This is a genomic window from Martinezella sp. CNPSo 3959, from assembly GCF_057784355.1.
Genome location: NZ_JBXSOV010000001.1, coordinates 177,625 through 198,165, shown reverse-complemented (window position 1 = coordinate 198,165; position 20,541 = coordinate 177,625). Strand labels below are relative to the sequence as shown.

The 20,541-nt window shown below is 60.9% G+C and carries 20 protein-coding genes; 2 read left to right on the top strand and 18 right to left on the bottom strand.

Translation table 11 applies throughout. The features are described from left to right. Positions 1 to 5 precede the first annotated feature (5 nt). The 8 genes from hflX to dusB form a co-directional block, all read right to left on the bottom strand. Positions 6 to 1,340: a GTPase HflX gene (gene hflX, locus AC13RE_RS01045; RefSeq protein ID WP_488561648.1), complete on the bottom strand. Its 1,335-nt coding sequence runs from the start codon at positions 1,338 to 1,340 to the stop codon at positions 6 to 8. 78 nt (positions 1,341 to 1,418) lie between these two features. Further along, complete coding sequence (gene hfq / locus AC13RE_RS01040; protein ID WP_003539403.1) at positions 1,419 to 1,661, bottom strand: RNA chaperone Hfq; 243 nt, start codon at positions 1,659 to 1,661, stop codon at positions 1,419 to 1,421. A gap of 107 nt (positions 1,662 to 1,768) precedes the next feature. Continuing rightward, the gene (locus AC13RE_RS01035; protein ID WP_132716529.1) at positions 1,769 to 2,632 is read right to left on the bottom strand and encodes a D-amino-acid transaminase; all 864 of its coding nucleotides are present in this window, start codon (positions 2,630 to 2,632) and stop codon (positions 1,769 to 1,771) included. A 49-nt stretch (positions 2,633 to 2,681) separates the two neighbouring features. Then, positions 2,682 to 4,046 (bottom strand): nitrogen assimilation response regulator NtrX, encoded by a 1,365-nt coding sequence (gene ntrX, locus AC13RE_RS01030; protein ID WP_015339830.1) that lies wholly within the window; start codon positions 4,044 to 4,046, stop codon positions 2,682 to 2,684. Continuing rightward, positions 4,036 to 6,309, bottom strand: coding sequence for a sensor histidine kinase NtrY-like (locus tag AC13RE_RS01025; RefSeq protein ID WP_112338342.1), 2,274 nt, complete (start codon positions 6,307 to 6,309; stop codon positions 4,036 to 4,038). The genes ntrX and AC13RE_RS01025 overlap by 11 nt, the downstream gene beginning before the upstream one ends. A gap of 283 nt (positions 6,310 to 6,592) precedes the next feature. Further along, the gene (gene ntrC, locus AC13RE_RS01020) at positions 6,593 to 8,044 is read right to left on the bottom strand and encodes a nitrogen regulation protein NR(I) (protein ID WP_113240895.1); all 1,452 of its coding nucleotides are present in this window, start codon (positions 8,042 to 8,044) and stop codon (positions 6,593 to 6,595) included. Next, a complete protein-coding gene (locus tag AC13RE_RS01015) occupies positions 8,041 to 9,198 on the bottom strand; it encodes a two-component system sensor histidine kinase NtrB (protein WP_132716527.1) in 1,158 nt (385 codons plus the stop codon). Before AC13RE_RS01015 ends, ntrC begins: the two co-directional genes overlap by 4 nt. Continuing rightward, positions 9,195 to 10,223: a tRNA dihydrouridine synthase DusB gene (gene dusB, locus AC13RE_RS01010; protein WP_488561647.1), complete on the bottom strand. Its 1,029-nt coding sequence runs from the start codon at positions 10,221 to 10,223 to the stop codon at positions 9,195 to 9,197. Before dusB ends, AC13RE_RS01015 begins: the two co-directional genes overlap by 4 nt. 221 nt (positions 10,224 to 10,444) lie before the next feature. Here dusB and AC13RE_RS01005 point away from each other — a divergent pair, with 221 nt between their 5' ends. Further along, on the top strand, positions 10,445 to 11,665 hold the full coding sequence (locus tag AC13RE_RS01005; protein WP_488561646.1) for a bifunctional 2-C-methyl-D-erythritol 4-phosphate cytidylyltransferase/2-C-methyl-D-erythritol 2,4-cyclodiphosphate synthase: 1,221 nt from the start codon (positions 10,445 to 10,447) through the stop codon (positions 11,663 to 11,665). After that, the gene (locus AC13RE_RS01000; RefSeq protein WP_488561645.1) at positions 11,662 to 12,159 is read left to right on the top strand and encodes a CinA family protein; all 498 of its coding nucleotides are present in this window, start codon (positions 11,662 to 11,664) and stop codon (positions 12,157 to 12,159) included. Before AC13RE_RS01005 ends, AC13RE_RS01000 begins: the two co-directional genes overlap by 4 nt. A 12-nt stretch (positions 12,160 to 12,171) precedes the next feature. Here AC13RE_RS01000 and AC13RE_RS00995 read toward each other — a convergent pair whose 3' ends face one another. The 10 genes from AC13RE_RS00995 to AC13RE_RS00950 all read right to left on the bottom strand — a co-directional run bounded on the left by AC13RE_RS00995 (position 12,172) and on the right by AC13RE_RS00950 (position 20,534). Beyond that, the gene (locus tag AC13RE_RS00995) at positions 12,172 to 12,618 is read right to left on the bottom strand and encodes a type II toxin-antitoxin system RatA family toxin (protein WP_488561644.1); all 447 of its coding nucleotides are present in this window, start codon (positions 12,616 to 12,618) and stop codon (positions 12,172 to 12,174) included. Positions 12,619 to 12,627: 9 nt separating this feature from the next. Further along, positions 12,628 to 13,206, bottom strand: a complete 579-nt coding sequence (locus AC13RE_RS00990) for a P-loop NTPase family protein (protein ID WP_488562521.1) — start codon at positions 13,204 to 13,206, stop codon at positions 12,628 to 12,630. A gap of 24 nt (positions 13,207 to 13,230) precedes the next feature. Beyond that, positions 13,231 to 13,824, bottom strand: coding sequence for a P-loop NTPase family protein (locus tag AC13RE_RS00985; protein ID WP_488561643.1), 594 nt, complete (start codon positions 13,822 to 13,824; stop codon positions 13,231 to 13,233). 157 nt (positions 13,825 to 13,981) lie between these two features. Beyond that, a complete protein-coding gene (lipA, locus tag AC13RE_RS00980; protein WP_488561642.1) occupies positions 13,982 to 14,953 on the bottom strand; it encodes a lipoyl synthase in 972 nt (323 codons plus the stop codon). Between the two features lie 36 nt (positions 14,954 to 14,989). Next, complete coding sequence (locus AC13RE_RS00975) at positions 14,990 to 15,238, bottom strand: GlsB/YeaQ/YmgE family stress response membrane protein (protein WP_015339819.1); 249 nt, start codon at positions 15,236 to 15,238, stop codon at positions 14,990 to 14,992. Between the two features lie 70 nt (positions 15,239 to 15,308). Then, positions 15,309 to 15,563 carry a GlsB/YeaQ/YmgE family stress response membrane protein gene (locus tag AC13RE_RS00970; protein ID WP_015339818.1) on the bottom strand — a complete coding sequence of 85 codons (255 nt, stop codon included), beginning with the start codon at positions 15,561 to 15,563 and terminating at the stop codon, positions 15,309 to 15,311. Between the two features lie 55 nt (positions 15,564 to 15,618). Continuing rightward, positions 15,619 to 17,064 carry a dihydrolipoyl dehydrogenase gene (gene lpdA / locus AC13RE_RS00965; RefSeq protein WP_075852526.1) on the bottom strand — a complete coding sequence of 482 codons (1,446 nt, stop codon included), beginning with the start codon at positions 17,062 to 17,064 and terminating at the stop codon, positions 15,619 to 15,621. A 52-nt stretch (positions 17,065 to 17,116) separates the two neighbouring features. Next, positions 17,117 to 17,758 (bottom strand): SGNH/GDSL hydrolase family protein, encoded by a 642-nt coding sequence (locus AC13RE_RS00960; RefSeq protein WP_488561641.1) that lies wholly within the window; start codon positions 17,756 to 17,758, stop codon positions 17,117 to 17,119. A gap of 25 nt (positions 17,759 to 17,783) precedes the next feature. Next, positions 17,784 to 19,136, bottom strand: a complete 1,353-nt coding sequence (locus AC13RE_RS00955) for a pyruvate dehydrogenase complex dihydrolipoamide acetyltransferase (RefSeq protein WP_488561640.1) — start codon at positions 19,134 to 19,136, stop codon at positions 17,784 to 17,786. A 15-nt stretch (positions 19,137 to 19,151) separates the two neighbouring features. After that, a complete protein-coding gene (locus tag AC13RE_RS00950) occupies positions 19,152 to 20,534 on the bottom strand; it encodes a pyruvate dehydrogenase complex E1 component subunit beta (RefSeq protein WP_488561639.1) in 1,383 nt (460 codons plus the stop codon). Positions 20,535 to 20,541: the final 7 nt, after the last annotated feature.

Here is a 20,541-nt window from a genome sequence, read left to right as displayed (position 1 = left end):
CCCGCCTATTCCCAGTCTTCGCGTTGCGGCTTCGGGCCATTGCCCATGCGCCGCTCCAACTCAGCCGCTTCAGCCTCGGTCAAGCGCACGTCGAGCGTCACTGTGCCGTCCTCATTGTCCTCGCGGTTATCGACGATGGCGTGATTGTAAAGCCAGGGCAGCAGCGCCAGCTTTTCGACGGGCAAGGTGATCGTCGTTTCCGTCAGCACGCCGGAAAGGCGCCGGCTGATTTCATTCATCAGACGCTCAACGCCCTCGCCTGTTATCGCTGAGACGGCAATGACGTTTTCCGCGGTCGACGCCTTCTGGACGATGGCATCGTTAGCTTCCGGCTCCAGGCGGTCGATCTTGTTCCAGACCTCTAGGATGCGCTCGGCGCCTTCGGCCTCGCCAATGCCGAGATCGCCGAGAATGCGCATCACGTCAGCGCTCTGGGCCTGATTGTCGTCATCCGAGAGATCGCGGACATGCAGGACCAGGTCGGCTTCCAGCACCTCTTCCAGCGTCGCCCGGAAGGCGGCCACCAGGTGAGTCGGCAGGTCGGAGATGAAGCCGACCGTGTCGGAGAGGATGACGGTACGGCCATGCGGCAGCTTCATGCGGCGCAGCGTCGGGTCGAGCGTCGCAAACAGCATGTCTTCGGCCAGAACGCCGGCGCCGGTGATGCGGTTGAACAGCGTCGACTTGCCGGCATTGGTATAGCCGACCAGAGCCACGATCGGATGCGGCACCTTCTTTCGCTTGGCGCGATGGAGCTGGCGCGTGCGAACGACCTGCTCCAGCTCGCGCTCCAGCCGGATGATCCGTTCCTGCAGCATGCGACGGTCAGCTTCGATCTGGGTTTCACCCGGGCCGCCCATGAAGCCGGCACCGCCGCGCTGGCGTTCAAGGTGGGTCCAGCTTCGAACCAGCCGGCCTTTCTGATAGTTCAGATGTGCAAGCTCGACCTGCAGCGTACCTTCCTTGGTGGAGGCGCGGCGGCCGAAGATTTCAAGAATGAGGCCGGTACGGTCGATGACCTTGGCGTTCCATGCCTTCTCGAGATTGCGCTGCTGTACCGGCGTCAGAGGATGATCGACGATGACGAGCCCGGCGTTGAACTCATCTAGGAGCGCGAGGATTTCCTCGATCTTGCCGGTTCCGAGCAGCGTTGCCGGCCGCGGGTCGTTGATCGGAACGATGGAGCCGTTGACGACATCAAGGTCGATGGCGAGCGCGAGGCCCTTGGCCTCTTCCAGCCGGCTTTCGGGCGGGCGTGAAACGGAGATGGCATTGTCGGCTTGAGCGGAACGCGCCGCGCGTGCCTGTTTCAGCACAGGCACGACGACAACAGCCCACATGTCATCCCGGTGTTTTACGGTCTCCGGGATGAGGGAATCATTTTTGGTATCGCGTGTCGTGATAACGGCAAGTCCCGGTTAGGATGCGGCTTCTTCGCTCTCGAACATCTGCATCGGCTGACCCGGCATTATCGTCGAGATCGCATGCTTGTAGACGAGCTGCGAATGGCCATCGCGGCGGAGCAGGACGCAGAAATTGTCGAATGAGGTTACGACACCTGTGAGCTTCACGCCGTTAATCAAGAAAATTGTGAGTGAAATCTTTTGCTTGCGAACAGTATTGAGAAACAAGTCCTGCAAGTTCTGAGAACGTTCCGCCATCGCGCCGCTTCTTTCTTTTTTGCCGACCTGAGCCGGTTGAATGTCATGGTATACAGAGGTCCCGGACGGGAGATACCCTCATTCTCTCCCCCCAGCGAATGTTGGTATCAAATCGCAGTCTTTTCCGCAACGTCGAAAAAGGCTTCACGAATTTTCTGTGACATGCTGCCCGGATGACCGTTCGCTATCGTCTCTCCATCGATAGAAACGACCGGAAAACAGATACTTGTCGCCGCCGTGATGAAGACTTCGCGGGCTTTCATCATCTCTTCTACCGAGAAGAATCGCTCGACGATCGTCACGTCGAGCTTGGCTGCAACGTCCATCAGCGTCGTGCGGGTGATGCCGCGCAGGATGCCGTGTTCGGCCGGGCGGGTGACGAGATTCCCGTCGTGATCGACGATCCAGACGTTGGTCGCCGCGCCTTCCTTCACCATGCCGTTGTGATCGATGTAGATCGCCTCCTGCGCGCCGGCCTCCTTAGCCTGCTGACGGGCCATCGCGTTCGGAAGCAGACCGACCGACTTGATATCCACGCGGTCCCAGCGGTTGTCGCGGACGGTGATCGCCTTGATGCCATTGGCGTTCTTCTTGGCGATCACGGACTGGTCCGTGCTCTTGGCGGTGACGACGATCGAGGATGGCGTGCCGGCCGGCGGGAAGACGTGATCGCGCCGGGCAACGCCACGCGTCACCTGCAGATAGAATAGGCCATTGCGGACATGGTTGCGGCGCAGCGTCTCGCGAATCACAAGAACCAATGCTTGGCGCGTCATCGGCCACGCGATCCGCAGCTCGCTCAGCGAACGGTTGAGGCGATCGAGATGACGCGTCAGGTCGACGATCACGCCATGACGAACCTCGCACACCTCGTAGACGCCGTCGGCGAACTGATAGCCGCGGTCCTCGATATGCACCATGGCATCGCTGTGCTTGACATAGCGGCCGTTGACGTAAGCTATTCTCGGCATAGAAGCCCCTGATCCGAATTCTGTGATGTTCGAAATGTCGGGCGGCCGTTCAGACGCCCAACGACTTCAGCTTGCGATGGAGTGCCGAGCGTTCCATGCCGACAAATTCCGCGGTGCGCGAGATATTGCCGCCGAACCGGTTGATCTGAGCGATGAGATAATCGCGCTCGAACATTTCGCGGGCTTCGCGTAGCGGCAATGTCATGATGTGATAATCGTTTTTGGCGGAGACTTTCGGCAGCATGTCGCCGAGGTCGGTCGGCAGCATTTCCGCCGTGATCGGCGTTTCTGCGCCGTCAGAGCGCGCCAGGATCATCAGCCGCTCGATATTGTTGCGCAGCTGGCGGATGTTGCCGGGCCAATCATGCGCCTGCAACACGGCCATGGCGTCGTCACCGATGCGACGCGGCCGGATGCCGGCCTGCTCCGAAATCTGGCGCATCAGCTGATCGACGAGGAAGGGGATATCTTCGCGGCGCTCGGCAAGAGCCGGGACGCGGACAGGAACGACGGCGAGGCGGTGATAGAGATCTTCGCGGAACAGGCCCTCGGCAATGCGGCTCTCGAGATTGTAGGCCGTGGACGAGATGATCCGCACATCCACCTTCACCCGCTTGGAACCGCCGACACGCTCGAACTGCTGGTCGACGAGCACCCGCAGGATCTTGTTCTGCGTCTCGCGCGGCATTTCACCGACTTCGTCGAGATAGAGAATGCCGCGATGGGCCTCTTCAAGGGCACCGATCTTGCGCGCCTGCCCTGGCGAGCCTTCGGTGCCGAACAGCGCTATCTCCATGCGCTCTGGCGTGATGGTGGCGGCATTCAGCGCCACAAACGGGCCATTGGCGCGGGTCGACTTCTTGTGGATCATCCGGGCCACGAGCTCCTTGCCGGAGCCCGATGGACCGAAGATCATGATGCGGCTGTTGGTGGGAGAAACCTTGTCGATGGTCTGGCGCAGCTGCGACACGGCTACCGACGTGCCGATCAATTCAACGGCGTCGCCCGTGCGGCGCTTCAGCTCGGAGACCTCACGCTTCAGCTTGGAGTTTTCCAACGCGCGCTCGGCGATCAAGATGAGGCGATCGGCCTTGAACGGCTTCTCGATGAAATCGAAAGCGCCGCGCTTGATGGCGGACACGGCCGTTTCGATATTGCCATGACCCGAAATCATAACCACGGGCAGCTCCGGATGGCGCGCCTTGATCTCATCCAAGAGCGCCAGACCGTCGAGCTTGCTGCCCTGCATCCAGATATCGAGGAAGATCAGCCGCGGCGCGCGATCGGAAATCGCGGCGAGCGCGCTATCGCTGTCATGCGCAGTGCGAGTTTCGTGCCCCTCATCCGAAAGAATTCCCGAAACGATTTCGCGAATGTCTTCCTCGTCGTCGACTACGAGAATATCAGATGCCATAGACGCTTTCCTTGTCATTTTCTGTATGGGCGACGGCGGCTTGCTCACGGCGCGGCAGATGCACGCGGATCATGGCCCCCCTGCCCTGGTCGAAATCGGCCGGCGCGTCGTGGAGTTCGATCTGCCCGCCATGGTCTTCAATGATCTTCTTGACGATGGCGAGGCCAAGGCCCGTGCCCTTCTCGCGCATCGTCATATAGGGTTCGAGAATGCTGTGCCGGTTTTCCACCGGCAGGCCGCGGCCATTGTCGATGACGTCGACAGTGAAGCGATCGCGATCCGGATCGAGCGACGAGCGGACGAGGATCTTTGGCTGCTCGCGAGCCTGGTCGCTCGGTACGCCTTCGATTGCCTCGACGGCATTCTTGATGAGATTGCCGAAGGCCTGGCCGAGCATTCGCGCATCGAACATGCCCTCGAGCCGTTCGTCGCCCAACTCACGCCCGAACTGGACATGTGTATTGCCCATTTCGCGCAGGAACACGGCGTCGCGCAGAATATCGCGCAGATCGGTCGGCTCCATGGTCGGCTTCGGCATGCGGGCGAAGGAGGAGAACTCGTCGACCATGCGGCCGATATCACCGACCTGCCGGATGATCGTATCCGTGCACTGGTCGAAGACCGGGCGGTCGGCATCGGCGATGTTCTTGCCGAAACGGCGGCGGATACGCTCGGCCGACAGCTGAATGGGCGTCAGCGGGTTCTTGATCTCATGCGCGATACGACGCGCGACATCAGCCCAGGCGGTCGAACGTTGCGCTATGACAAGATCGGTAATGTCATCGAGTGTGATGACGTAGGACTCGTTGGCATCGCGCGATTCCTCACGCGTTACCTGGACGCTGAGGGTTCGCACAGTGCCACCGCGAACAAGGCTGATCTGCTTGCGGAAATCGCTGCGATGGCGCGTCGTCGCTTCCGTCACGACCTGATCGACCTCTGGTGAGATATCAGACAGATTCTTGCCGATGAGCTCATCACTCTTTAACGTCAGCAGGTCTTCGGCCGAGGTGTTGACGATGGTGATGCGCCGATCGTGCTCGACACCGATCACGGCCGCCGTCACACCCGAAAGCACGGCTTCGATGAAGCGACGGCGGTCGTCGACCTCATCCTTCGCTTCAAGGATTTCATCGCGCTGCGTGCGAATTTCCGAGATCATCTTGTTGAAGGTGCGCGACAGGCTGCCGACGTCGCCGTCAGCCGAGCGCACCGGCACCAGCACGTTCATGTTCCCCGAAGCAACGTTATCCGCAGCACTGATGAGGAGACGGATGGGCCTGACGATACGATCAGCAATTGCGATGGCTGTCCAGATCGCCGCCAGAAGTACGATGAGAGCAAAGCCGATATAAAGAACGGCAAAAGCGATCTGGAGCGACATGCGCCCTTCTTCCATCGCCTTGTACTCGACCGTATTGTCCTCCACCATCCGCATGGCATTCATGACGCGCGGGTCGACCGCCCGAACGGTGTAGAGAAACGCGCCGGGTATTTCATCGAGCTTGATGACAGCGCCGACAAGATTGGTCACGCCAGGCGGGATGAGAGTCGGTTGCCCGTTGGCCGAAGAATCAAGCGCGTCTTTTGGAATGGCAGGGAGCGGGCGTTCGGTCTTGATCTCGGCCTGGACAATGGCGCTGCCGTCGCGGCGCACGAGAAAGGCGCCCAGCAAGCCGCGCCCGCGTGCCTGACGGGTCATCAAGTCGGCAAAGCCGGTGCGATCGAGATTGAAGAGCGAACGGTTACGCTCCAGATCGTTTGCCATCGACACAGTCTGGCCCTGCAGATAGCTCGCATTCTCCATCAGATAGGCTTGCGCGACGTTCTGCGAGGAGCTGATGATCTGCTGCGTGCGCACGCCGAACCAGCGATCCAGGCCGACATTGAGCGTCAGGCTGGCAACGATGGCGACGAGGATGGCCGGCGTGATCGCCACGATCGAGAACAGAACGACGATACGGATATGCAGGCGGGCTGCCGCGCGACCACGGCTGCGTGCCTTCATCAGGCGCGCCACTTCGCGGGCGATCAGAGCGATCAGACCCAGGACGAAAAGTCCGTTGATAACGACCGAGGTGAAAACGACGGATGATGTCGGGGCGACTGGCGTCAGCCCAAGAAGCATCAGCAAGGTCGCGATGGCGCACAAAAGCGCGCCGCCGGCCAGGATCAGACCAGGTAGGGCAAAGGAAGCACGACGATCCGTCACCTTGACAACCGTCTCGTCGCTCGCCGCCGGCGACACCGCGTCCTGTATCATTCCCATCAATCTCCACGCCCGAGCGACGGTCGGCGCCCTGGTCAAATGCACGGCCAATTACGACCTTCATGCGAGTGACAGGCAGAGGCGGGAACTGTCGTCCGGTTTCGCTAAGGAGCGAAACCCTTACTTCAGGTCATCATTGCAAATAGCTGAAAAATCAGACGAACTCTTGCCTTTGGGAGAGCTGGCCAGACGAATCGCCACTGCAAAAACGACGAATCAACTGCGTGACCTTTAAGCAACGCATTGTGGCGAAAATGCAACGCATCGGCTCGCGTTGTCAAGCCGTTCGGGAACTTCTGTAAACCGAAACACCCAGTTCTCTGATCTTTTTGCGCAGCGTATTGCGGTTGAGACCCAAAAGATCGGCCGCCTTGATCTGATTACCGCGTGTCGCGGTCAGGGCGGCGAGAATCAGCGGATATTCCATCTCCGTCAATACGCGGTCGTAGAGACCCGGGGGCGGCAGGTTCTCGCCGAAACTGGCGAAATAGGTCCGCATATTCTCTTCCACCGCCTGCGCGATGGTCATGGAGCCGGTGCGGACCGGCCCTTTTTCGATCGGGCTGTCGGGCACGTCAGCGCGCAGCTCCGCGTCGATGATCTCCTTAGTGATGACATCCTGCGGATAAAGCGCCATCAGCCGACGGATAAGATTTTCCAGCTCGCGGACGTTGCCGGGCCAGGGGTAGGCCTTCATGAGCTCCAGCGCTTCCTGATCGAAACGCTTGGAACCCAGCCCCTCCTTCTCGGCCTGCTGGATGAAATGACGCACGAGATCCGGGATGTCCTCGGCGCGGTCGCGCAGCGGCGGCAGGCGCAGCGGCACGACGTTGAGGCGGTAATAGAGATCCTCGCGGAATAGGCCCTGATTAATCGCCTGCTTCAGGTCCTTGTTGGTGGCGGCGACGATGCGGACATCGGTGCGGATCGGGGTGCGGCCGCCAACGGTGGTATATTCGCCCTGCTGCAGCACGCGCAGCAGGCGCGTCTGCGCATCCATCGGCATATCGCCGATTTCGTCAAGGAACAGCGTACCGCCTTCGGCCTGTTCGAAACGTCCGGTCGAGCGGGTTTGCGCACCGGTGAAGGCGCCCTTCTCGTGACCGAACAGTTCGGATTCGATCAGGTCGCGCGGGATGGCGGCCATGTTGATGGCCACAAAAGGACCGTTACGACGCTTGCCGTAATCATGCAGGGCACGCGCCACCAGTTCCTTGCCGGTACCGGATTCGCCGGTGATCATCAGCGTGAGATCGGTCTGCATCAGACGCGCCAGCACGCGATAGATTTCCTGCATCGCGGCCGAACGACCCACAAGCGGCATGCCGTCCTGCATGTCGTCGTCGAGCTTTGCCGGCTTGCGCTTCGGTTCGGACAGGGCACGGCCGACGATCGCGATCAGCTCGGTCAGGTCGAACGGCTTCGGGAGATAGTCGTAAGCGCCCTTCTCGGATGCCTTAATCGCCGTCATGAAGGTGTTCTGCGCACTCATGACCAGAACAGGCAGATCCGGTCTCGCCTTCTTGATGCGCGGCAACAGGTCGAATGCGTTTTCATCGGGCATGACGACGTCGGTTACGACAAGGTCGCCTTCGCCGGCGGAGACCCAACGCCAGAGCGTGGCGGCGTTCGACGTGATGCGTACGTCGTAACCCGCGCGGCTCAAAGCCTGGTTGAGCACGGTGCGGATGGCCGCATCGTCATCGGCGACAAGGATCGTGGCTGTCATCGAGTAGTCCCTGTAGAGTTCGGAAGTGGGGCATCTTCTGAGGTGATGCCCTTGGAGGCAGGCATCAAAACACGGAAAGTGGTGCGATGGTTCTGGCTGTCGCATTCGACGATGCCGCCGTGGTCGCCGATGATCTTGGCGACCAGCGCAAGGCCGAGGCCGGTTCCGTTCGTCTTGGTCGTGATGAACGGATCGAAGAGATGCGGCACGAGATCGGCCGGCACGCCCGGGCCATTGTCGATGACGCAGAATTCCAGCGGCAGCGAGATCTTCTCGCGCGTGCCGGCAACCGAGAGCCTGATGCCGGGGCGATAGGCCGTCGTCAGCATGATCTCGCCGTCCTGACGGTCGCCCACCGCTTCAGCGGCGTTCTTCACCAGATTGAGAAACACCTGCACGAGCTGGTCCCTGTTCGCGAAGACCGCCGGCAGCGAGGGGTCGTAATTCTCTGAGATCTTGATGTTGCGGGCAAAGCCCGCCTTGGCGACGGCCTTCACATGATCGAGCACGGAGTGGATGTTGACGGGGACGCGATCGACGGGCCGCTCGTCGGAGAAAACCTCCATGCGGTCGACCAGCGAGACGATACGGTCCGTCTCGTCGCAGATGAGGCGCGTCAGTGCGCGATCGTCATCCTCGACCGACTGTTCGAGAAGCTGTGCGGCGCCGCGGATGCCCGAAAGCGGATTCTTGATCTCATGCGCCAACATGGAGGCAAGACCGGTGACCGAGCGAGCTGCGGCGCGATGCGTCAGCTGCCGGTCGATCTTGTCGGCCATGGAGCGCTCCTGGAATACGACCACCACGGAGCCGGGCTCGCTGGAAACCGGCGCGACGTAAATGTCCACCAGCTTGTCCTGTCCGAGACGCGGCGAGCTCAGGTCGACACGATATTCGTTCACAGGCGCGCGGCGTTCGCGCACCTGGTCAATCAGCGCCAGCAGAGGGCTGCCGAAAGGGATGAAGCTGGAAATCTTGTAGCGCGACAGATGCGAGGCGCTGGCACCAAAGAAAGCTTCAGCCTCCCAGTTGGCGAAGGCAATCAAGCCCGCCTCGTCGACCATGACGACGGGATTCTGGATCGCGTTGAGAACCGCCATGGCGACAGAGTTGGCCGCGGTATCACCGGCGCCGGAGCTGGATTTCGACGTCATGCAGCCTCCTGAACGCATTGGGCGAGATCGGCGCCGGCCTGCAGCGCGGCACGGAAGGATGCAGCCACCTCACCGCTTTCTTTCGACGTCATGATTTTCGCCTTGTCGGCACCTGTCGCTGCCGGCGCATAGCGATCGAGATACCAGGCGAGATGCTTGCGGGCATGGCGAATGCCGACCGTTTCGCCGTAGAATTCCAGCATCATGCGATAGTGTTCGAGAGCGATCTCGACGATCTCCTGACGGTTTGGTTCGCGATGGCCGGCGATCACGCCCGCATGCCAGGGACGGCCCTGGCAGCCCCGGCCGATCATGACGGCGTCGGCACCGGAGCGCCGCAGGATTTCCTGCGCGTCCTCTGCCGTTTCGACATCGCCATTCGCCACAAGCGGTATGGAGATGGCATCGCGCACGGCGCGGATGGCATCCCAATCCGCCCTGCCCTTGTAGAACTGCATGCGCGTACGGCCGTGAATAGTGACGAGCTGGATTCCGGCCTCTTCGGCCCGGCGCGCGATATAAGGCGCATTGATGGAATTCTCGTCCCAGCCCAACCGCATCTTCAGCGTGACGGGAATGTTCACCGCCCGGACTGTCGCTTCGATCAATGTCAGCGCATGGTCCGGGTCGCGCATCAGTGCCGAGCCGGAATAGCCGCCAATCACCTTCTTGGCGGGGCAGCCCATATTGATATCGATGATATCGGCGCCATTGTCCGCGGCGATCTTTGCGGCCTCGGCCATCCAATGCGCCTCGCGGCCGGCAAGCTGCACCATATGCGGCTTCAGCCCTGCACTTCTCAGACGCGCCCAGGATTCAGCCGTATCCTGCACGAGTTCGCGGCTTGCGACCATCTCGGTAACGACTAGACCGGCACCATAGCGCAAGGCAAGCTGCCGGAAAGGCAGATCGGTTACGCCCGACATCGGTGCCAGGATCACACGATTCCGGATTGATACGGAACCGATGGAAAATGAGGCTGCAAGCTTGGAAGACAGCAAATGATTATCTTTCGGGCACACCATACGTCTGCACTATTTTTAGACACGCTTTGAAAGTTTGCCAAGGGGTTTCGAAGAATCCCGATATTTTTTGGGCAGATGCTGGAAAATACTCAGTTGAGGCGATAGACCCTGCTTGAGCAGGGTCCCGTTTTGGCGATCTATTTAGCATGTGCTTGTTCAAAAGAAAGCTCTACGCTTTTCAAAGCCATGCCGCAGACGGAGCCTTTCATCTTCGGGGATTTATGACGCAAATGCATTCAAAGCAACCGTTGTCGGTGGGAATCGTCATCGTGGCCGCCGGGCGCGGCGAACGGGCGGGTTCTCCAGAAGAAGGCCCCAAGCAATATCGCCCGATCGGCGGCAGAGCGGTTATTGCGCATACGCTTGAAAGATTCGTGACATGGCCGCAGGCATCGAAGATCGTCGTCGTCATCCATCGCGACGATGAGAAACTGCTGCGTGCGGCGCTGGAACAGGTTTCAGGCCTGCCTGAGATCAAGATCGCCTTCGGTGGGGCAACTCGCCAGCAATCCGTGCTTGCCGGGCTGCGCGCTTTGAAAGACAGTGGCGTCACGCATGTGATGATCCACGATGCCGTCCGCCCCTTCTTCGATCATGATCTGCTGGATCGTGTCGCCGCAGCGCTTGCAGACGGCGCGCCGGCCGTGCTGCCAGCTATGCTCGTCACCGACACGCTGAAGCGCGGCAATGCCGATGGGCTAGTCGTCGACACGATTCCCCGCACCGGGTTGCACGCCGCGCAGACGCCGCAATCCTTCCGTTTCGCCGATATTCTCGACGCCCATGAAAAAGCCGCTGCCGATGGCAGAACCGATTTCACGGACGATGCGGCAATCGCGGAATGGTGTAACCTACCGGTGACATTAGTGATCGGCAGTGCCGACAACGTAAAACTGACAATCAAAAGGGATATTGCCATGGCCGATGAAAAACTCAGCGCCGGCCTGCTGCCTGATGTGCGCACCGGCAACGGCTATGACGTCCACCAGCTGGAGCCGGGCGATGGAGTCACCCTTTGTGGCGTCTTCATTCCCCACGACCAGAAGCTGAAGGGGCATTCGGACGCCGATGTCGCCCTGCATGCCCTGACGGACGCGCTGCTCGCCACCTGCGGCGCCGGCGATATCGGCGATCATTTCCCGCCCTCCGATCCGCAATGGAAGGGCGCTCCTTCGCGCATCTTCATCGAGCATGCGGCAAAGATCGTGCGCGAACGCGGCGGCACCATCATGAATGCGGATGTCTCGCTGATCGCCGAAGCCCCGAAGATCGGGCCGCATCGCGACGTCATGCGCGGCAGGCTATCGGAGTTTCTGGGCATCAGCATCGATCGCTGCTCGGTCAAGGCAACGACGAACGAGCAGATCGGCTTCGTCGGCCGCCGCGAAGGCATAGCGGCCATCGCGACCGCCACCGTCGTTTATCGCGGAGGCAAAGCGTGACCCATTTCCCGGAGGAGATTCTCGCGCTTGCGCAGAAGATCGTCACCGACTTTACGGCTAGAGGTTGGATGGTCGCGACGGCGGAATCCTGCACCGGCGGACTGATCGCCGGCGCGCTGACGGAGATCCCCGGCTCATCCGCCGTCGTCGATCGCGGCTTCGTCACCTACACCAACACTGCCAAGATGGAGATGCTCGGCGTTCACGAGCAGACGCTGGCGCAGTTCGGCGCTGTATCAAAGGAAACGGCGCTGCAGATGGTCCACGGCGCCCTCTTCCGCTCTCGGGCTGATTTTGCCGTAGCGGTAACCGGTATCGCCGGCCCAGGGGGCGGTTCGACAGAAAAGCCGGTCGGGCTCGTCCACCTCGCCGCCAAAGCTCGCAGCGGCGCGCTCCTCAATCATGAAATGCGCTATGGCGACATCGGCCGCGACAAGGTTCGGCTCGCCACTTTGAAAACGGCGCTGGAGATGCTTGTCACGCTCGCTCAATAACCGAGCACGGCTTCAAGCATAGATTTTGTTCGCGCGCGTCTCGAAGGCATCCGTGAACATGCGGAAGGCCCGATCGAACATCGATCCCATCAAAGCGCCGAGGATGCTGCTCTTGAACTCGTAATCGATAAAGAAATCGATGCTGCAGCCGCCATTTTCCAGCGGCGCAAAACGCCAGCGATTGTCGAGATATTTGAACGGGCCGTCGATGTATTTCACGTCGATCGCGCGCTCCGCCTTGTTTAAGAGCACTTGCGTGGTGAACGTCTCACGGATGGCTTTATACCCGACGGTCATATCGGCAACGAGCAGGCTCTTACCGTCACGCTCCTTGCGGCTGCGGATCGTCAGCGCCTCGCAAAGCGGCAAGAATTCCGGATAGCGCTCCACATCGGCGACGAGGTCGAACATCTGGTCGGGCGAATGCGGAACGGGGCGATGAGTTTCGAACTGAGGCATGAGCCGCAATTAAGCAGGACGGCCGAGAAGATCAAGAAGCTGACGCATTTCGCCGCGGGATTTCAGTTGCAAAACCGGGACATCAGGGCCGTGCTCGGCAAGACCGGCAAGAACCCGCGGCGTGAATTTTTCTTCAAATGTCCAGATGAAGCGCAGAAACTCCCAGTCGATCTTCTCGATACAGCCTGGCGCCATTTCCGGTCGCGTGCGGCCCATCCATTTGATCCAACGGGAAACGGCGCCCCAGATGCATAACAGCCGGGGCATTCGAACCCAGATGACGAAATCCGCACGCGGCAGGCGTATGTCGAATGTCGAGGGATTGGTTCCGTCCATGATCCATCGCTCCCCCTGAACTTTGGTAACGATGATGGCACGCTGCTCGTCCCTATCGCGCTGAACCCAGCCCGGCAGCCACAAAACGTCACGATCGATCGAGACATAGGCAAGGCCGACGCGGGCGGCAATCTTTTGCGACAGCGTCGACTTGCCCCCGCCGGAGCAGCCCATGACGAGGATTCGGTTCGCCCTGCGGATATGATCGGCCGCTTCGGTGAGATCGCGCACTTCGCTACGCAACGACGGCATCATAAGCTGATCCATGACAACGTCTCAAACCTTGTTTCGGAGACGCGACAGCAACTCCTCGCCGTCGCGGTAGGATTTCAGCGTCACGACCGGCACATGGCGGCCGTGTTGTTCGAGCATCTCCTGAAACTGCGGCGCTTCGTCACGCTCGAAGGTCCAGATGTAGCGCAGGAATTTCCAGTCCAGCCGCTCTGGGCATCCCGGCGCCATCTCGGGCCGCGACCGACCTCTGTAGTGCAGCCAGCGAGAAATGATGCCGCGGAGTGCCACGTGCCGCGGCGGGCGTCGCCATATGACGAGTTCGGCGCGTGGCAGCCGCAAGGGCAAGGTTCCGGGGCTGTTGCCGTCCATAATCCAGCGCGGCCCCACGACTGCCTGCTCGATCAATGCAATCGCTTCCGCGCGCGGGCGTAACTTCCAGCCTAGCAGCCAAAAGATGTCACGATCCATCGATAGGTAAGTCAGCCCGCGCAGCTTCGCGATCGTCTGTGCGAGCGTGCTTTTGCCGGTGCCAGAGCAGCCCACGACGAGAATACGATCTGCCTTTTCGAGGATGCGAGCCGCCTGATCTATGTCGACGGCATGAACAAGCGCCTGCGGCGCAACAATCTGCTCCACGGTTCAGCTCCATAGTCGATTCTAAAGCGCCGAAACCGGTAACAAACGGCGGCGTGTTCCGTAGGCCGCGTCAATGACAAACAAATGACAGCGCGAACAAAAACCGCGGCACAATCGCCGCGGTTCGTTCAAATGGCAAGATGTAATCCTGGTGCGTTTATTCCGCAGCCAGCAGCAGCTTCTTCTCGCGAGCCGCGCGCAGACGCTCGAAATCGTCGCCGGCGTGATGCGACGAGCGCGTCAGGGGGCTGGAAGCGACCATAAGGAAGCCCTTGGTATAAGCCACGGTTTCGTAGGACTTGAACTCTTCCGGCGTGACGAAGCTCATCACCTGATGATGCTTGCGCGTCGGCTGCAGATACTGGCCGATGGTGAGGAAGTCGACATCGGCGCTGCGCAGGTCGTCCATGAGCTGCAGCACTTCATTGCGCTCTTCACCGAGCCCGACCATGATGCCCGACTTGGTGAACATGGTGGGGTCCAGTTCCTTGACCCGCTGCAGCAGGCGGACGGAGTGGAAGTAGCGCGCGCCGGGACGAACCGTCAGATAATTGCCGGGTACGGTTTCCAGATTGTGATTGAAGACGTCTGGCTTGGCAGCGACGACACGCTCCAGGGCGCCCGGCTTCTTCAGGAAGTCCGGCGTCAGGATTTCGATCGTGGTCGAGGGCGAAGCGGCGCGGATCGCCCAGATGACTTTCTCGAAATGCTCGGCGCCGCCATCTTCCAGGTCGTCGCGGTCGACCGAGGTGATGACGACGTGGCTGAGGCCCATCTGCTTGACGGCCTTGGCGACGTTTTCCGGCTCCGCCATGTCGAGCGCGTTCGGTTTGCCGGTCGCGACGTTGCAGAAGGCGCAGGCGCGGGTACAGATCTCGCCCATGATCATGAAGGTGGCGTGCTTCTTGTCCCAGCATTCGCCGATATTCGGGCAGCCGGCCTCCTCGCAGACCGTGACGAGCTTGTGCTCCTTCACGATCGAGCGGGTTTCGGCATAGCCCTTCGATGTCGGCGCCTTCACGCGGATCCAGTCCGGCTTGCGCAGGACTTCCGTATCCGGCCGATGGGCCTTTTCCGGGTGTCGCACGCGCTTGGCGTCCGGGTTGATCGTGTCGAGAATGGTCACCATGAAACGTCTACTTTCCGCCGCTTGGAATGCGGCCCTTCATCGCCGAGCGAATTTGGCGAGGAATATCAGAATGCATGCACCGATGAAACCGGTGATGAAAAAGCCAAGCCGGCCGCCGGGTACGCCGACATGCAGGGCCACCATCAGCGCGGCAGCCACGACCGAGCCGGCAATGCCGAGGATGATGTTCAGGATGACCCCATAGCGTGCGTCCATCAGCTTGCCCGCGAGCCAACCCGCAAGACCGCCGATGATGATCAGACCCAGCCAACCTACGCTTTCCATCAAACCCTCTTTTCGGGCGCCCTTCAGGACAGTCCTGCCGGGCGTCGCGTTGCGTCTTAACGATGATGCTCTAGACGATCAATCTCGCCAACAGCACCACAATGATCGCACCGACCGTGGCATGGATGATCTCCACGACAAGCGCATTTTCAATGCCGAGCGATATCCCGAAATAACGGAACAGGAAACCGCCCACGAAAGCCCCGATCACGCCACTCACCAGACAACCGATGAGTCCGCCGCCTCCAACGATCAGGCTCGCGAGGAAACCCGCGACCAGCCCGATGAGAAGAAAGACGATCCAACCTTCCGCCGTTATAGACATGTTGATTTCCTTTCCTGTTTTCCACCCCCTGGATAAAGGGCATGGCAGGAAATTATCAAGCGTTCAGCACCCGGCCGTAGGCATCCAGCACGGCTTCCTTCATCGTTTCCGAAACGGTCGGATGCGGGAAGATCGTATGCATCAGTTCTTCTTCGGTCGTCTCCAGGTTCATGGCGACGACGAAACCCTGGATGAGTTCGGTGACTTCGGCGCCAACCATATGTGCGCCCAGAAGCTCGCCGGTCTTCTTGTCGAAGATGACCTTGCAGAGACCCTGGTCTTCGCCAAGCGCGATCGCCTTGCCGTTGGCGACGAAGGAGAAGCGGCCGACGCGGATATCGCGGCCGAGTTCCTTGGCCTTGGCTTCCGTGAGGCCAACGGAAGCAACCTGCGGCTGGCAATAGGTGCAGCCCGGCACCTTGCTCTTGTCGGTCGGGTGAACATTCGGCAGGCCGGCGATCTTCTCGATGCAGACGACGCCCTCATGCTCGGCCTTGTGCGCCAGCATCGGCGGACCGGCGACGTCGCCGATCGCATAGATGCCCGGCACGTTGGTCTTGCCGTAGCCATCGATGACGACGCAGCCGCGGTCGGTCTTCACGCCGAGCGCCTCGAGGCCGAGGTTCTCTATATTGCCCTGGACACCGACGGCCGAGATCATGCGGTCGGCAACGATCTGCTGAACCTTGCCGTCTTCGGTTTCGACATGGGCAGTGATCGAGTTGGCAGCCTTGTCGACCTTCGTGACCTTCGCCTTGGTGAAGATCTTCAGGCCGCGCTTTTCCAGCTGCTTGCGGGCAATGCCGGAGATTTCGGCGTCTTCGACCGGCATGATGGTCGGCATGACTTCGACGACGGTAACGTCGACGCCCATGGAGCGATAGAAGCTTGCAAATTCAATGCCGATGGCGCCCGAACCCATGACGAGCAGCGACTTCGGCAGAAAATCCGGCTTCAGCGCTTCGAAATAGGTCCAGATCAGCTTGCCGTCCGGCTCGATGCCTGGCAGCGCGCGCGGACGGGCGCCGGTCGCGACGATGATGTGCTTGGCGGTGTAGGTGCCCTCGCCCTTGACGTTCTTCGGCAACGGATGCTGCGGCTCGACGACCGGCTTGGTCGACTTGCCGACAACGATCTCGCCGGGCTTGGTGATCTTGGCTTCGCCCCAGATGACGTCGACCTTGTTCTTCTTCATCAGGAAGCCGACGCCTTGGTTGAGGCGGGCGGAGACACCGCGCGAGCGGGCAACCACGGCCTTCACATCCGCGCTTACCTTGCCTTCGAGAACGAGGCCGTAATCCTTCAAATGGTTGGAATGATCGAGAATTTCGGCCGAACGGAGCAGCGCCTTGGTGGGAATGCAGCCCCAGTTGAGGCAGATGCCGCCCAGGTGCTCGCGCTCGACGATCGCGGTCTTCAGGCCAAGCTGGCCGGCGCGCACGGCGGCGACATAACCGCCCGGACCGGAGCCGATGATAATGACGTCGTAATTCTCAGCCATGTGTTTCCTGCCTTATTGCTGGCGGCGGATCGGAGCCGGCGCCTTGAATCTATCAGAGACCGAGCATCATCCGCACGATCGGCTCGAGGCCGCGACCGAGCGCCCGGGTGTTTTCCGCATCGAGATGAACGCCATCGAGCGGCGTGGTCACAGCGACCGTATTAGCGTCGAAGAAGCCGCATCCGAGTTCGTCCGCCAGATCGCTATAGAGCGTCGGCAGCTTGCTCGATTCCTTGACTGCGCCGAGAAAGCTGGCCGCAAAAGCGGCATTGGCAGTCTCCGTGATTGCCGGCGGGGCGACGATGAGGATATCGGGCACCTCGTAGTCGAACCCCCAGGCATGATTGCGCACCAGCTGGACCAGGCGGCTGATGCCCTGCAGAGCGGCAAAGGCCGAACCGGCGACGACGGGCTTCATGTCGTTGGTGCCGAGCATGATGATGACGAGATCAAGGGGATTGTGGCTCTGCAGGATCGTCGGCAGGATCCTCGCGCCGTTGCGGTCGCAATCGGCGAGATGATCGTCGAAGGCGGTCGTGCGGCCGTTCAATCCTTCCGGGATCACGCGCACCTCGTTGCCGAGCGCCTTTTGCAGCACGCTCGGCCACCGATCTTCATAGGCATGACGGCCGACCGTTTCGGCACTGTAGCCCCATGTCAGCGAGTCGCCGTAACACAGAACAGTCTTGGTCATTCATGCCTCCGTGTCACAACAAGGCTCAGACGAGCATCCCCATCGGATTTTCGATGTAGCCCTTGAAGGCTGCCAGGAGCTCGGCACCGAGTGCACCGTCGACGGCGCGGTGGTCGGTCGACAGCGTGACGGTCATCACGTTGGCAATCACCATTTCGCCCTTCTTGACGATGACACGCTGCTCGCCCGCGCCGACGGCCAGGATGGTCGCATGCGGCGGGTTGACGACGGCGGCGAAGTTCTTGACGCCCATCATGCCCATGTTCGATACGGCAGTCGTTCCGCCCTGATACTCCTCGGGCTTCAGCTTGCGCTCCTTGGCGCGCTTGCCGTAGTCCTTCATCTCGTTGGAGATGGTGGAGAGCGTCTTCTGCTCGGCGCTGCGGATGATCGGGGTGATCAGGCCGCCCGGAATGGAGACGGCAACGCCGACATCGGCATGCTTGTGCTTGACCATGGCGCTGTCGGTCCAGGAGACATTCGCATCCGGAACATCGCGCAACGCCAGCGCCAGGGCCTTGATGACCATGTCATTGACCGAGAGCTTGTAGGCCGGAACACCATCCTTCGACTTCGGAGCGGAATCGTTGAGCTGCGTGCGGAGAGCCAGCAGCTCGTCGAGTTCGCAATCGACCGAGACGTAGAAGTGCGGGATCGTCTGCTTGGATTCCTGCAGGCGCTTGGCGATCGTCTTGCGCATGCCGTCATGCGGCACGAGCTCGTAGGAACCCTGCTCGAACAGCTTGAGCACGGCGTCGTCAGACATGCCCTTCGCAGCGGCCGGAGCAGCAGCGGCAGCCGGCTGTGCAGCCGGTGCTGTTGCAGGAGCAGCCTTGGCGGTGCCGCCGGAAACGGCAGCTTCGATATCCTTCTTGACCACGCGGCCATGCGGGCCGGTGCCGGAAACCGCTGTCACATCGATGCCGGCCTCCTTCGCAAGACGGCGTGCGAGCGGCGAAGCAAAGGTGCGATGACCGTCGTTTGCAGTCGGAGCCGATGCAACGGGTGCAGGTGCAGCCGCAGGAGCCGAAACGCTCGCCGGAGCCGGAGCTGCAGCGGCTTCCGCCTTCGGAGCTTCCTTGGCTGCCGGAGCAGCAGCGGCACCAGCGCCGGAGGCTGCAGCGGCAACATCTTCGCCATCGGCAGCGATCACAGCGATCAGGGCATTGACCTTCACGCCTTCGGTGCCGGCAGGAACGACGATCTTGGCGACCGTGCCCTCATCGACAGCCTCGACTTCCATCGTTGCCTTGTCAGTCTCGATCTCGGCGATGACATCGCCGGACTTGATCTTGTCGCCTTCCTTGACCAGCCACTTGGCGAGGTTGCCCTCTTCCATGGTCGGCGAGAGGGCAGGCATGGTGATGTTGATAGGCATCGATGAGCCCTCCCCTTACTTGTAGCAAACGGCCTTCACCGCATCGACCACTTCGGCGACGCTCGGAAGCGCCAGCTTTTCGAGGTTGGCGGCGTATGGCATGGGTACGTCCTTGCCAGCGATCGTCAGGATCGGCGCATCGAGATAATCGAAGGCCTGCTGCATGACGCGGGTGGCGATTTCCGTGCCGACGGAGGACTGCGGATAGCCTTCCTCGACGGTGACCAGGCGACCGGTCTTCTTGACCGATTCGATGATCGTCGGAAGATCCATCGGGCGGATGGTGCGCAGGTCGATGAGTTCGACATCGATGCCCTGGGCTTCCAGCTCGGCGACGGCCTTCGTGGCATAGGTCATGCCGATGCCGAAGGAGACGACCGTCACGTCCTTGCCCGGACGGTGAATACGAGCCTTGCCGATCGGCAGAACGAAGTTATCCAGCTTCGGCACGTCGAAGTGCTGACCGTAGAGGATTTCGTTTTCGAGGAAGATCACCGGATTCGGATCGCGGATCGCAGCCTTGAGCAGGCCCTTGGCGTCGGCTGCCGTGTAGGGCATGACGACCTTGAGGCCCGGAATGTGGCTGTACCAGGCGGCATAGTCTTGGCTGTGCTGAGCGCCGACGCGGGCAGCAGCACCGTTCGGGCCGCGGAAGACGATCGGAGCGCCCATCTGGCCACCGGACATGTAGAGCGTCTTGGCGGCGGAGTTGATGATCTGGTCGATCGCCTGCATGGCGAAGTTGAAGGTCATGAACTCGACGATCGGACGAAGACCCGCCATCGCAGCGCCGACGCCGATACCAGCAAAGCCATGCTCGGTGATCGGGGTGTCGATCACGCGGCGAGCGCCGAATTCCTGCAGCAGGCCCTGGGTCACCTTGTAAGCGCCCTGATATTCGGCGACTTCTTCACCCATGACGAAGACGTCTGGGTTGGCGCGCATTTCTTCGGCCATGGCGTCGCGCAGCGCTTCACGCACCGTCATCGATACCATTTCCGTGCCGGCCGGAATTTCCGGATCAGCCGCAGCGGCAACCTTCGGCTGGGCCGGGACCGGTGCAGCGGCCGGCGCCGGAGTGGCGGCAGGCGCTTCGGTCTTTGCCGGCTCGGCGGCAGGTGCAGCCTTTGCGGACGAAATGGCGTCTGCGGATTCGCCGTCCTGCAAGAGGATGGCGATCTTGGTGTTGACCTTGACGCCTTCGGTGCCGGCGTCGATCAGCAGCTTGCCGATCGTGCCTTCGTCGACGGCTTCCACTTCCATGGTGGCCTTGTCGGTTTCGATTTCGGCAATGACGTCACCGGAAACGACCTTGTCGCCTTCCTTCTTGAGCCATTTCGAAAGGGTACCCTCTTCCATAGTCGGAGAAAGGGCGGGCATGAGAATGTCGATGGGCATGGATCGT

Excerpts from the sequence above, each read along its gene's own strand:
- hflX (WP_488561648.1), bottom strand. The coding sequence starts at position 1,340 with ATGTGGGCTGTTGTCGTCGTGCCTGTGCTGAAACAGGCACGCGCGGCG.
- hfq (WP_003539403.1), bottom strand. The coding sequence starts at position 1,661 with ATGGCGGAACGTTCTCAGAACTTGCAGGACTTGTTTCTCAATACTGTT.
- AC13RE_RS01035 (WP_132716529.1), bottom strand. The coding sequence starts at position 2,632 with ATGCCGAGAATAGCTTACGTCAACGGCCGCTATGTCAAGCACAGCGAT.
- ntrX (WP_015339830.1), bottom strand. The coding sequence starts at position 4,046 with ATGGCATCTGATATTCTCGTAGTCGACGACGAGGAAGACATTCGCGAA.
- AC13RE_RS01025 (WP_112338342.1), bottom strand. The coding sequence starts at position 6,309 with ATGATACAGGACGCGGTGTCGCCGGCGGCGAGCGACGAGACGGTTGTC.
- ntrC (WP_113240895.1), bottom strand. The coding sequence starts at position 8,044 with ATGACAGCCACGATCCTTGTCGCCGATGACGATGCGGCCATCCGCACC.
- AC13RE_RS01015 (WP_132716527.1), bottom strand. The coding sequence starts at position 9,198 with ATGACGTCGAAATCCAGCTCCGGCGCCGGTGATACCGCGGCCAACTCT.
- dusB (WP_488561647.1), bottom strand. The coding sequence starts at position 10,223 with ATGGTGTGCCCGAAAGATAATCATTTGCTGTCTTCCAAGCTTGCAGCC.
- AC13RE_RS01005 (WP_488561646.1), top strand. The coding sequence starts at position 10,445 with ATGACGCAAATGCATTCAAAGCAACCGTTGTCGGTGGGAATCGTCATC.
- AC13RE_RS00995 (WP_488561644.1), bottom strand. The coding sequence starts at position 12,618 with ATGCCTCAGTTCGAAACTCATCGCCCCGTTCCGCATTCGCCCGACCAG.
- AC13RE_RS00990 (WP_488562521.1), bottom strand. The coding sequence starts at position 13,206 with ATGCCGTCGTTGCGTAGCGAAGTGCGCGATCTCACCGAAGCGGCCGAT.
- lipA (WP_488561642.1), bottom strand. The coding sequence starts at position 14,953 with ATGGTGACCATTCTCGACACGATCAACCCGGACGCCAAGCGCGTGCGA.
- AC13RE_RS00975 (WP_015339819.1), bottom strand. The coding sequence starts at position 15,238 with ATGGAAAGCGTAGGTTGGCTGGGTCTGATCATCATCGGCGGTCTTGCG.
- AC13RE_RS00970 (WP_015339818.1), bottom strand. The coding sequence starts at position 15,563 with ATGTCTATAACGGCGGAAGGTTGGATCGTCTTTCTTCTCATCGGGCTG.
- lpdA (WP_075852526.1), bottom strand. The coding sequence starts at position 17,064 with ATGGCTGAGAATTACGACGTCATTATCATCGGCTCCGGTCCGGGCGGT.
- AC13RE_RS00960 (WP_488561641.1), bottom strand. The coding sequence starts at position 17,758 with ATGACCAAGACTGTTCTGTGTTACGGCGACTCGCTGACATGGGGCTAC.
- AC13RE_RS00955 (WP_488561640.1), bottom strand. The coding sequence starts at position 19,136 with ATGCCTATCAACATCACCATGCCTGCCCTCTCGCCGACCATGGAAGAG.
- AC13RE_RS00950 (WP_488561639.1), bottom strand. The coding sequence starts at position 20,534 with ATGCCCATCGACATTCTCATGCCCGCCCTTTCTCCGACTATGGAAGAG.